Annotated in this window: 10 protein-coding genes and 1 pseudogene; 6 read left to right on the top strand and 5 right to left on the bottom strand. The window is 68.8% G+C overall.

The window, feature by feature from the left end:
* Positions 1–40: 40 nt before the first annotated feature.
* The 3 genes from DO944_RS15525 to DO944_RS01950 all read left to right on the top strand — a co-directional run bounded on the left by DO944_RS15525 (position 41) and on the right by DO944_RS01950 (position 2,890).
* Complete coding sequence (locus DO944_RS15525) at positions 41–451, top strand: hypothetical protein (RefSeq protein ID WP_146751991.1); 411 nt, start codon at positions 41–43, stop codon at positions 449–451.
* A 694-nt stretch (positions 452–1,145) separates the two neighbouring features.
* Positions 1,146–1,835: a DsbA family protein gene (locus DO944_RS01955; RefSeq protein ID WP_112614138.1), complete on the top strand. Its 690-nt coding sequence runs from the start codon at positions 1,146–1,148 to the stop codon at positions 1,833–1,835.
* Positions 1,832–2,890: an NADP-dependent oxidoreductase gene (locus DO944_RS01950; protein WP_112614136.1), complete on the top strand. Its 1,059-nt coding sequence runs from the start codon at positions 1,832–1,834 to the stop codon at positions 2,888–2,890. Before DO944_RS01955 ends, DO944_RS01950 begins: the two co-directional genes overlap by 4 nt.
* Here the strand turns inward: DO944_RS01950 and DO944_RS01945 are convergent.
* The gene (locus DO944_RS01945) at positions 2,880–3,407 is read right to left on the bottom strand and encodes a helix-turn-helix domain-containing protein (protein ID WP_309300088.1); all 528 of its coding nucleotides are present in this window, start codon (positions 3,405–3,407) and stop codon (positions 2,880–2,882) included. The two genes, DO944_RS01950 and DO944_RS01945, sit on opposite strands and share 11 nt — an antisense overlap.
* A gap of 147 nt (positions 3,408–3,554) precedes the next feature.
* On the opposite strand from DO944_RS01945, the pseudogene DO944_RS01940 reads away from it, so the two are divergent.
* Positions 3,555–4,804 (top strand): annotated as a pseudogene (locus DO944_RS01940) (ISL3 family transposase).
* 790 nt (positions 4,805–5,594) lie between these two features.
* The gene (arr, locus tag DO944_RS01935; protein ID WP_258524529.1) at positions 5,595–6,002 is read left to right on the top strand and encodes an NAD(+)--rifampin ADP-ribosyltransferase; all 408 of its coding nucleotides are present in this window, start codon (positions 5,595–5,597) and stop codon (positions 6,000–6,002) included.
* A 6-nt stretch (positions 6,003–6,008) separates the two neighbouring features.
* Here the strand turns inward: arr and DO944_RS01930 are convergent, their stop codons facing one another.
* Positions 6,009–6,665, bottom strand: a complete 657-nt coding sequence (locus DO944_RS01930; RefSeq protein ID WP_112615081.1) for a triacylglycerol lipase — start codon at positions 6,663–6,665, stop codon at positions 6,009–6,011.
* Between the two features lie 11 nt (positions 6,666–6,676).
* The gene (locus tag DO944_RS01925; RefSeq protein ID WP_112614130.1) at positions 6,677–7,477 is read right to left on the bottom strand and encodes an alpha/beta fold hydrolase; all 801 of its coding nucleotides are present in this window, start codon (positions 7,475–7,477) and stop codon (positions 6,677–6,679) included.
* A 95-nt stretch (positions 7,478–7,572) separates the two neighbouring features.
* On the opposite strand from DO944_RS01925, the gene DO944_RS15610 reads away from it, so the two are divergent.
* Positions 7,573–7,725, top strand: a complete 153-nt coding sequence (locus tag DO944_RS15610; RefSeq protein ID WP_181574118.1) for a hypothetical protein — start codon at positions 7,573–7,575, stop codon at positions 7,723–7,725.
* Positions 7,726–7,728: 3 nt separating this feature from the next.
* Here the strand turns inward: DO944_RS15610 and DO944_RS01920 are convergent, their stop codons facing one another.
* Both DO944_RS01920 and DO944_RS01915 read right to left on the bottom strand, forming a co-directional pair.
* Positions 7,729–8,631, bottom strand: coding sequence for a DUF808 domain-containing protein (locus DO944_RS01920; RefSeq protein ID WP_112614128.1), 903 nt, complete (start codon positions 8,629–8,631; stop codon positions 7,729–7,731).
* A gap of 8 nt (positions 8,632–8,639) precedes the next feature.
* A complete protein-coding gene (locus DO944_RS01915; RefSeq protein ID WP_112614126.1) occupies positions 8,640–11,630 on the bottom strand; it encodes a bifunctional [glutamine synthetase] adenylyltransferase/[glutamine synthetase]-adenylyl-L-tyrosine phosphorylase in 2,991 nt (996 codons plus the stop codon).
* Positions 11,631–11,632 lie beyond the last annotated feature (2 nt).

The following is an 11,632-nucleotide window of genomic DNA, read 5'->3' as shown; positions in this document are numbered from 1 at the left end:
GGTCACGTTGGCGCGACCTCGGTCGGCCAGATGCACCCGCTTGCCGGCAGGCGCGGGGCCAGCGCAAACCTGTTTTTCGCGAACGCCGACTAGCGCCCCGCGCCGGGTTTCCCTGCGGGAGCTCGCCGATCTCGGCTCGACCGCCGACGCCGAACGCGAGAGGGCGCGGCACGCGCTGCTCGAGCGGGAGGCCGTCCAGGCGAACCTCGAATGTGAACTCTCCGGCCACCGGTCGGGCGCCCTGTTCCCAGCGATGTCGGGCGACCGACGAACCAAGAAGATCCGGGAGCTCGAGGCGAAGCGCGAGCAGAGTGCCGACGAACTCCAACGCCTCTCGATCATCGTCGGAGACCGCGAGGAGGTTGTCGACTCAGACGGCAAGCTCCCGGCCGGCCGCCGCCGGTGGAACGTCATCTGGTACCGGCACCCTGCGGATCGAAGGGGTCGGTGAGCTCAACGAGTCAATCGCGGCGCAGCAACTGAAGATCGCCGGCCGGTGCCGCGCCGGTCGGTCCCTTTCCCTCGGAGGTAAGCCTCGTCCGTGGCCATCGGCGCTGATCGCCTCAAATGTCTTCATCAGTCGCACGAAGTCCCTCGGGACGGGCGGCCCGCGGCGTAGTCGCGCAGGGCATCACGGCTAAAGGAGACCCGGAACTTCGCGGGCAGCCAGTCCTTGACGGCGCTTGGCGTCTCCGTCCGCGATTCCCGGCCCCGCGGTGTTATTCGTGCAGCCCCCCGGACGGGCAACTCGGCACGACACGTTCTACGGCCGGTACTCGACGATGTCGGCCCCTCGATTGCCGTCGGCGTCAGCCCACTCGCGCGGCGCAGTCCAACGCTCGTAAGCGAAGACATCAGGTACTGCGACTCGCGTCGCGGTAGCCGATGTCATGCGACGACTCGCGAGTCGTCGCAGGGACCCGAGGGACTCGAATCCCTGACCCCCTGCACGTTGTGTGCCCGTGGCTGGTTGCTTGAAATCTCGGGGCAAACCGCCCTCCGACCAGCATTAGCTTAGTCAATTTTGGGGGCTCTTCACAGATGACGGTGTAGTCAACGCCGGGAGCCCGTCACGCACTCGAAAGTGCCTTTTGTAAGCCTGGTGCCACACACTCACAATGGGGTTACGAACCAATAGTGAGGTGATGAGAGTGGAGCAGAACGGCACAGTCGAACGGGCCCCCGTCGTCGTCGAGGTCTGGGCCGATCTAGGGTGTCCCTGGTGCTACGTCGGCAAGCACCGGCTTCAACGCGCGATCGAGGCGCGGCCCGACGCGGACCGCTTCCAGATGAAGATCCGCTCGTTCGAGCTGAACGCCGACTCGCCGAAGGGGCCCGAGCCCATCGCAGCCGTCTTCATGCGCAAGCACGGCGGCGACCCCTCGGTCGCCCTTCAGGCGGAGAAGCGGATCCAGGCGATCGCTCAGCGCGAGGGCCTGAAGTTCGACCTCGATCGGATGAACGCCAACACGTTTGACCTGCACCGTGTGACGCACTTCGCCGAGCTGTCCGGCAAGGGCCTGGAATTCTTCTCCCAGATTCAGGACCGGTTCTTCGCTGGAGACATCGACCCCTACGACCCTGAGGTCATGGTCGAGGTGGCGCGGTCCCTCGGCCTCGACGGGGACCGCGTACGGCAGGTCCTCGCGGGCGACGACTTCGCGGCCGAGGTCCGGGCCGATGCCTCCGAGGGCGCGGCGTTGGGCGCGCAGGGGGTGCCGTTCACCGTCTTCGGCCGCCGGATCGCAGCGTCGGGCGCCCAGTCCGTGGCCGCCTACGGCCGGGCCCTCGACCAGTCGCTCGAAGTCCTGGCCTCCGAGGCAACGTCCGCATGAGCGAGCAGAGACCAGTCCCCGTGCTGAAGGTCCTCGACGCCGAACCGAACGGCTTCTGCGAGCCCGGCAGCGATTACTGCGAAGTCCCCAACCCCCAGCCCAACCCGACAGAAGGAACCGCATCCATGCGTGCACTGCAGATCACCGAGTACGGCGACAACGGCGTCCTGACCATCGCCGACGTCTCCCTCCCGGCTCCCGCCGGAAGCCAGGTCCTCATCAAGGTCCAGGCCGCGGCCTTGAACCCACTCGATGCGACGCTCCGCTCCGGACACGCCCAGGCGGTCATGCCGCTGCAGTTCCCCGCCACCCTCGGCGGCGATGTGGCCGGCGTGGTCGCCGCCGTCGGCCCGGACGTGACCGACTTCGCCGTCGGCGACCGCCTCTACGGCAACGCCTACACCCTCCTGGGCGGCAGCGGCGCGATCGCCGAGCAGGCTCTCGTCCAGTCCGGCAACCTCGCACCGATCCCGGGTGAGCTGAGCTTCGTCGACGCCGCGTCGATGCCGGTCGGCGGGACCACCGCCGTCGAGGCGATCGTCAACAACCTGAAGGTGCGGTCCGGCCAGAAGGTGTTCATCAGTGGCGGCTCGGGTGCGGTCGGGTCGGCGGCCATCCAACTGGCCAAGCACCTCGGTGCGCACGTCGCCACCACCGCCAGTGGCGACGGTCTCGACCTCGTCCGCGAGCTCGGCGCTGATGAGGTCTTTGACCACACCAACACCGACTTCTCCGAGCACCTGCGCAACTTCGACGCCGTCCTGGACGGCGTGGGCGGCGCTCCCCTGGACAAGGCTTACGGCATCCTCAGGCGCGGTGGCACCCTCGTCAGCGTCAGCGGCGCGATCGATCAAGCCAGGGCAGATGAGCTCGGCCTTACGGCCATCCGACAGGCCGCCCAGTCCGACGGCGTCCTGCGCCAGCTCACCGCCTACCTCGCCACGGGCGCCATCACCGCGCGCGTGGGTCGCACCTACCCCCTGGAGGAGGTCGCGGCCGCCTTCACTGCGTTGGAGAACCGCAGCGTCCGCGGCAAGATCGTGATCATCCTCTGACCTTCTGCCGGCCGACGCCGATCAGCTCGTGCGTACGGCGGCTGGCGGCGACCTCCTCGTGATGGTTCGCCGCCCAGCCGGCCAGCGTCATCACCGCCTCAAGCAGCGATCGGCCCAGCGGGGTCAGGTCGTACTCGACCCGCGGCGGCACCTCGGCGTACGCTGTACGGGTGAGCAGGCCGTCACGCTCCAGCGCCTTCAACGTCACCGTGAGCATCCGCTGCGAGATCCCCGGGACGCTGGCCTGAAGGTCGGAGTAGCGCAGCGGCTTCGAGCCCAAGGTGCTGATGATCAGCACCGTCCACTTGTCGCCGATCCGGTCAAGCACCTCGCGGATGAACGCACTCTCCTCCGGCCACGCCCGGCACGGCCCGCTGATCGTTCTCGCTATCGCCATCTCGTCCGCCCTTCCGCGCTGCCCCAGACCGCCCGTGCAGGCCCTCTGGTCTGCTGCCGCACCACCAGTATGTAACAGATCGAGCGAAACCACGATGCCGACCTTCGTCTGGATTGGCACCGGCGGCCCCGAGGCTCAGGCCAACGCCATCGCCCACGCAGTACTGGGAGCTCTCACGACACTCGCGCCGGCGCCGAGCCGCCGTACGCCACTCCCGTAACCCAGCGCTATACACGAAGGTCAGGGCCGCGAACCAGAGATCCCCACGTGCCAGAACTCTTCTCCGACCCCGACCTGACACGGTTCGCCCGTCTCGACGAACTCGGCCTCGAAGCCACCGGACAACGCCACGAGACAAGTCGCACAGTCTTGGCCTGCCGGGTGGTCGAGCCAGATCAGTGGTGCCGCCGTTGCGGATGCGAAGGCGTACCCCGTGACACCGTCACCCGAGAACTGGCCCACGAACCATTCGGGTGGCGACCCACCACACTCCTGGTCACGATCCGACGTTACCGATGCACCGGATGCGGACACGTCTGGCGCCAGGACACCCACGCTGCAGCTGAGCCGCGGGCCAAACTCTCGCGCCGCGGACTGCGGTGGGCTCTGGAGGCAATCGTGGTCCAGCACCTGACCGTCGCTCGCGTCGCTGAAGGGCTCAGAGTTGCCTGGAACACCGCAAACGACGCGGTCCTGGCCGAAGGCAAGCGCGTCCTGATCGACCACGAGCATCGGTTGGACGGCGTCGCCGTGCTGGGCGTCGATGAGCACGTGTGGCGCCACACCCGGCGCGGCGACAAGTACGTCACCGTGATCATCGACCTCACCCCGGTCCGCGACGGCACCGGCTCAGCCAGGTTGCTCGACATGGTCGAAGGCAGATCCAAGCATGCGTTCAAGACTTGGCTCGCCGATCGGCTTAACCCATGGCGCAATGGCGTAGAGGTCGTTGCGATGGACGGCTTCACCGGCTTCAAGACCGCCGCTGCCGAAGAGGTCCCCGACGCGATTGCGGTCATGGATCCCTTCCACGTAGTGCGCCTGGCCGGCGACGCTCTGGACCGCTGTCGGCGCCGGGTGCAGCTCGCAATGCACGGCCACCGCGGCTTCAAGGACGACCCGCTCTACAAGTCCCGTCGGACTCTGCACACCGGTGCGGGGCTGCTGACCGACATGCAGATCGAAAGTCTCACCGCCCTGTTCGCCGACGAGGGTCATGTCGAGGTCGAGGCGACCTGGGGCATCTACCAGCGGATGAGGCGATCAGCACTGAAGTGCCGAAGACGCTGGTCGAAGTCATCACGCTGGGGCGTACGCTGGAGAAGCGTGCTGCCGACGTGCTGGCCTACTTCGACCGGCCTGGCACCAGCAACGGACCGACGGAGGCGATCAACGGCCGGCTCGAGCATCTCCGTGGCTCCGCGCTCGGGTTCCGCAACCTGACCAACTACATCGCCAGGTCGTTGCTCGAGACCGGCGGCTTCAGACCCCAATTGCTACACCCTCGATTGGGATGAGCCCGCAACACGCGGCCGGCATCCGACGGAGCACACCGCGCGCCGTGCTGCCGGCATCGCGCTGCAGGAGGGATGCTGCCCCGCGAGCTGCACTCGTGGTGAACGTACTCTTCAAGATGCTGCGGCCACCGCGCCTCGAGAGGTCACCATGGAATGGCCAGCGCGAGGTTTACCTCTCTTCCCCGGCGCGACTTCGCCGGTGCGTCCTGGCGAATCGCTAGGCCAACACGCCACCGAGATGGCGACCACACACCTTGCCGAGTTCGCCGAGCGTGCGCTTCGGCCGCGCCATCAGTCGGCCGCCCTATCCATCGGAGCCACGATCCGCCCTGCGATGAACTCCTCGATATCCTCATCGCGGTAGCGGACGTTATGCGCCGAGAGTGCGACGAACGGCAATCCGAGACCTCGGATGCGCGCGCTCTCCGTCCGCCAATCGGCGAGCGTCCTGATGGGGATGCCCGCGTAGTCGGCAAGCTCTTGGGGAGTCCAGAGGCGAGGGTGGTCGGCTCAGATACCAAGCAGGTAGGCGACACGTCCCGTAGATGCCCAGGAAGCCCCGTTGGGCGACCGAGAATCGGCAGAACGGACAGGTACTCGGACAGCCACGGCAGCGGCCCGCCCTATGCTCAGCATCGCACTTCCCTGCGTTTGCAGGGGAGCACGATCCAGTGGAGCACCCTCCGGATCTCCGATCCTCAAGCCGAGCTGCACTTCGGCGTCTGACGTCTGGACCACGACGAGCGCTCGAGGACCTGCGAGCGCCGCAGTCCGCGGCGATCCTGATCGGGTGAATCTCACCGACATCCCCGGACCGTTCTTCCACGGTACGAAGGCCTCGCTTCGCGTCGGCGACCTGCTCACCCCGGGCTTCCCATCGAATTATCGCCCGGAGATCACGATGAACCACGTCTATTTCACAGCGGTGAAAGACGGCGCCGGTCTCGCGGCGGAGATCGCCCCGGTCCCGGGTGAACCGCACGTCTATGTCGTCGAGCCCACCGGCGAGTTCGAGGACGACCCGAACGTCACCGACAAGAAGTTCCCCGGCAACCCCACGCAGTCGTACCGCTCCGCCGCTCCCCTGCGCGTCGTCGCCGAAGTCACCGACTGGACCCGCCTGTCGGCCGAGGCGCTGCAGACGTGGCGGGAGCGGGTCGATCGGATGGCGGCCGAACGCGCCGAGATCATCAACTGACAGGCTTCACTCGGCCAACCGCACGACCTCGGCGATGACCCGCGGGTGCGCGAGGATCCGGAAATGTCCTCCGGTCTCCAGTCGGACGTTGCGCGCGCCGTCGAGCTCGCTTCCGCCGGGGATGTGAGGGTCGAATTCGCCGTAGACCGACACGATGCGCGCGTTGGGTGCGACTTCGCGCGCCAGCGCCAGGATTCCGGGCGCGCTCGGCGAGAACGCACGCAGCGCGGGCACGAGCATGAGCCGACCGTACACAGACCCCGCAAACGGGCTCGCGACGGCCACCATGCCCCGGACGCGGCTGCCGACAGCGGCATCCACCATGACCTGCTTGCCGACGAGTCCGCCCTTGCTGTGCGCGACGATCACGGCGTCGTCAAGGTCGTGCCGCTGCAGGTACTCCGCGACGTGGCGGGCAGCACGCAGCACCGGCCAGCGGTTCCGCCCCAGCGCGGTGATGACGTGCACCGGATGTCCGCGATCGTGCAGCTCAGTGATGAGCGGCTGGAGGAACCGCCACGTCTCGTAGACGCCGGGCAGCACCACGACGGGTCTACCATCTCCCGACCCGAAGTCGCCGGGATCCGTCCGCGAGAAGAAGGCGCGAACCTGCCACGCGGCGGCATAGGCGTAGTCCGCGACCCACCACACGGCATTCCTCACGGGGCGGAAGCTCACGGGCTTTCCCCCTGCTCGCTCGTCGCGGCCACGGCGAGGATGCCGCGAGCGACGGGCTCCGCCGCGGTGCGCTCCACGTGGTGACCTCTCCCCGGCACGACCAGGACGCTGCCCCGTGCCGTTCGGCCGGCGAGGCGCTCGACCCACGCGTCGCCGGCGATCGGGTCGCGGCCGCCGCGCACGAGAAGCGTCGGGACCTCGGCCACCGCCACGCGGTCCTCGATGGGATAGGCGAGCATATGGCGGACCTGCGCGAAGAACCAGCGCGGGCGGGTGCGGAAGTAGTCGAGCGTGACGCGGACGTTCACCCGCGGCGGCTCGCGCAGTCCATCGCGGGCCAGCGCCGCCGCCTGCGCGGCCAGCGTGCGGTGCTGATCGTCGACGACCGGGCCGATCAGCGCGAGGCCACGAACCAGGTCCGGATGCCGCGACGCCGTCTCGGTCGCCCACTGCGCTCCCATCGAGTGCCCGACGATCACGGCCGGTCGGCCGACGACGCGGCGGAGCAGTTCCGCAAGCGCATCGGCCATCATGGCGACCGGCACGTTCCGGTCCGGCACCGGCAGGCCCGCGAAGCCGGGCAGATCGATGCTGTGCACGGCTGCAGTCCGCGCGAGCAGCGGGTGCAGCCGGAGGAACGACCGATGCGACATCCCCACACCGTGAAGAAGCACGATAGCCGGGAAGGACGCGATCGCGTCCGAACTCCAGACGCGGAACTCCAGTCCATAGACGCAGAAGCGACGTTGCGAAGGTTCGACACCCGCCGCGCGGGGCAGCGTCGCGGACGTCATCATTCCGTCAGGCTATGAGACGCATCGGCCGTGAGCAGGCGGCTTGACTTCGTGTCAACCACCGTGACCGGATGCCGCCGCCGCGGTGGACTGCTGTCATGACCGACGCGTCCCGTGACCAGCAGCCCATCGCCGACCCCGCCGCGCAGGACACCGATCGCGATGACACCTCGATCGTGCCCGACCTCGACGCCGATCCCGTCGAGGCGGAGCAGGACCGGATTCCGGACGCCGAGCGCGGCGAGCACTGACGCTCAGTGCGTGCCAGCGCCTCCGGCGTGCTGCGGTTCGCCGTTGCGGAGGCGCCGGATCACGGTCAGCACCCCGACGATCACGAGCCCGACGAGCAGCCCGGCGACGGCCGAGACGGCGGTCTCACCGATCCAGACGACCGCACCGCCCGCGGCTTCGAGAAGGTGCTCCACCCCGTGCAGCAGGTCGAGGGTGAAGGCCACGCCCACCTCGCCGAGGTTCGCGAGCACGAGGTGTCCGCCGACCCACAGCATCGCGACCGTTCCCACGACACTGATCACACGGAACACGGCGGGCATCGATCGGACGATCCGCATGCCGGTGTGCCGGACGCGTGACGACGGGTTCTTCGCCATCCGCAGGCCGATGTCGTCGATCTTCACCAACAGGGCGACGGCGCCGTAGACGATTCCCGTCATGAGCAGAGCGATCACCGCCAGGACCGCCAGGGTCTGCCAGATGCCCATCCCCTCGTCGAGATTCGACAGTGAGATGAGCATGATCTCGGCCGACAGGATGAGATCGGTGCGGACGGCGCCGAGCACGAGCTTCTTCTCGTCGCGCGGACCGTCGTCGTCCGCCCCGTGGTGCACACCGAACCACTCCAGCACCTTCTCGGCTCCCTCGTAGCAGAGGAACATGCCGCCGAGGATGAGGAGGAAGGGCAGCACGGCCGGCGCGAACGCGGTCAGCAACAGCGCCACCGGGATGATGATGAGGAACTTGTTCGCGATCGACCCGAGCGCGATCTTCGCCACAACGGGCAGCTCTCTGGCGGGCGTGATCCCCTGCACGTACTGCGGCGTCACGGCGGCATCGTCGATCACGACACCCGCCGACTTCGCGGAGGCGCGCAGCGCCGCGCTCAGGATGTCGTCGACGACAGCCAGCAGACCAACCGACATGTTTCCCCTTAGCCGTAGAAGAGCTTCTCGAACACGCGGCGGGCTTGACGCGCAGCGCGCATCCAATCCTCCTCCACGACGGTCGCCGATCGCGCCGGATACTCCAGCAAACGAGCGATTCCGTCCAAGCGTCCGCGATCGGTCGGCAGGACGTCGCTCGTCTGTCCCGACAGCAGGGTGTTCGCCGACCGGAGCCGACTGGCCAGCCGCCACGCCGCCGCGAGCTTCTCCGCGGCATCGCGCGGGATGAGCTCGGCTTCGACGGCCGCCTCGAGGGCCGCGATGGTCGAGGTCGTGCGCAGGCCCGGCACCCGGTGGGCGTGCTCGAGCTGGATGAGCTGCACGAGCCACTCGACGTCGCTCAGACCGCCGGGACCGAGCTTCAGATGCCGGGAGCGGTCCTGCCCCTGGGGCAGTCGCTCGCTCTCGACCCGGGCCTTGATGCGCCGGATCTCGCGGAGACCCTGGGGATCGGGGGCCACCGGATAGCGCAGGTCATCGGCCAGGGCGAGGAAGCGATCGATGAGCGTCACACTGCCGGCGACGCCACGAGCGCGCAGAAGGGCCTGCGCCTCCCATGACAGGGACCAGCGTCGGTAGTACTCCGCGTACGACTCCAGCGAGCGCACGAGCGGGCCGTTCCGTCCTTCGGGTCGCAGCCCCGCGTCGAGCTCGAGCGGCAGGCGGTGATCCTCGGAGTATCGGCGCACGCCCTGAACGAGCTGGAGGGCGAGTTCCTGAGCGCGCTGCGCCGGCACGCCGTTGGCGTCGAAGACGTAGATGATGTCGGCATCCGACCCGAACCCGAGCTCGGAACCCCCGAAACGCCCCATCGCGATGACGGAGAAGTCGAGGCGGTCGTCTTCGGGCGGTACCACCTCGCGCCGCACGGCGCGCAGCGTCGCCTGGATGGTGACCTCCGTGATGGTGGTCAGGCCCTCGGCGAGCTCTTCGATCGACAGCTCACCGACGACGGCCGCCATCGCGAGGCGCAGCAGCTCACGCCGCCGGAGGGCGCGGACCGCCGACATCGCGTCGTCGATCGAGGCATGCCGGGTCTGGATGGCCCGCGCCTCTTCCTGCAGCACGAATCCGGGTCGGGGCCGCAGCTGATCGGGCGAGTCGAGCCAGGCGATCGACTCGGGGATCCACTCCATCAGTTCGCCCACGTAGCGGGAGCCCGAGAGCAGGCGGGTGAGACTCTCGGCGGCGCCCGACGAGTCGCGCAGCATCCGGAGGAACCACGGCGTGTTCCCCAGTCGCTCGCTGATGCGTCGGAACGCCAGCAGCCCGTAGTCGGGATCGACCCCGTCGGCGAACCAGCGGATCATGACCGGCATGAGGTGCCGCTGGATGACGGCCTTGCGGCTGAGGCCGCTCGTCAGAGCTCCGATGTGCCGCAGCGCGCCCGCGGGATCACGGAACCCGATCGCGGCGAGACGCGCCCTCGCCGCCTCGGGCGAGAGCGTCTGCTCGTCAGCGGGCAGTGCCGCGACAGCCGAGAGCAGCGGCCGGTAGAACAGCCGCACGTGGATCTCGCGCACCTCGCGCTTGATCTCCTCCCACACCGCGACGACCCGGTCGCCGCCGTCGCCGATGCGCGACGACCGCGCGAGCGTGCGCAGGGCCGCCCCGTCTTCGGGCATGAGATGGGTCCGGCGCAGCTCGCGCAGCTGCAGCCTGTGCTCCATGACGCGCAGACGCCGGTAGTCGAGCGCGAAGCGCGACGCGTCCTCGCGTCCGATGTATCCCTCCGACACGAGCGCATCCAGCGCGTCGAGCGTCGAGCGCTCCCGGATACGGTCGTCGGTCGCGCCGTGCACGAGCTGCAGCAGCTGGACGGTGAACTCGACATCGCGGATGCCGCCCGGCCCGAGCTTGAGCTGCCGCGCGACCTCGGCCGGAGGGATGTGGTCGGTCACCCGCTCGCGCATCTTCTGCACGCTCTCGACGAAGTTCTCGCGGGCCGCGCTCGCCCACACCATCGGTTGCACGGCGTCGACGTACTGCTCGCCGAGCTGCACGTCACCGGCCAGCGGGCGGGCCTTGAGCAGGGCCTGGAACTCCCAGCTCTTGGCCCAGCGGTCGTAGTAGGCGATATGCGAGTCGAGGGTGCGTACGAGCGCGCCCTGCTTCCCTTCCGGGCGCAGGTTCGGATCGACCTCCCACAGCGGCGGCTCGATCTCCACCTCCGAAATGCCGCGCATCGTCTGGATCGCCAGCCGCGTCGCGATCTCCACGGCCTGCGACTCCGAGACGGTGTCTTCGTCGGCCGATCCGCCGACGAAGATGACGTCGACGTCGCTGACGTAGTTCAGCTCGCGCGCCCCGGACTTGCCCATTCCGATGATGGCGAGGCGCGTCGCAGCGACCGCGTCGCGCTCGAAACGGCCGGCACCCGCGACACCCGCGACGAGCCTGCTGCGTGCCACGGCGAGAGATGCTTCGAGGGCGGCGCCGGCCGCGTCGGCGAGGGCCGCGGCGACCGCGTGCAGGATGATCGTCGGGTCGGATGCCGCGAGGTCGAACCGGGCGATGCGCGCCAGCATCCGGCGGTAACGCACCCGCAGTGCGACCCAGGCGTCATCACCCGAGGACGCCGCGAAGCCGTCCTCGGCGCCGACGGCATCCAGCATCTGCACGATCAACTCGTCGCGTGTCGGGAGCCCGTCGCCCTCGGAGGCGAGATCGGCGAGCTCCTCGGGATGCCGCAGGTAGAAGTCGGCCAGCCCGAGCGACGCGCCGAGCACCGACCACACCGCGGCGGGCCGGCGTCGCAACGAGTCGGTCACGATCGATGCGTCGCGCCGAGCGATGCGCAACAGCGCCGACACCGCCGAATCGGGGTCCGCGGCGGCCTCGGCCGACGCGATCAGCTCGTCCCGGTCGACCCCCGTCAGGTCGGCGAGTTCGGCGAGGTCGGCGTCAGCCCGTCCGAGATCGTCGAAACCCGCGCGGGCCAGCCCCGTCAGCCCGGTCGAACGAGGTGACCGGGTCATGG

Source organism: Microbacterium sp. SMR1 (assembly GCF_003289625.1).
GTDB classification, from domain to species: domain Bacteria; phylum Actinomycetota; class Actinomycetes; order Actinomycetales; family Microbacteriaceae; genus Microbacterium; species Microbacterium plantarum.
The sequence above is the reverse complement of the archived record's forward strand: the minus strand, read 5'-3'. Positions and strand labels throughout refer to the sequence as shown.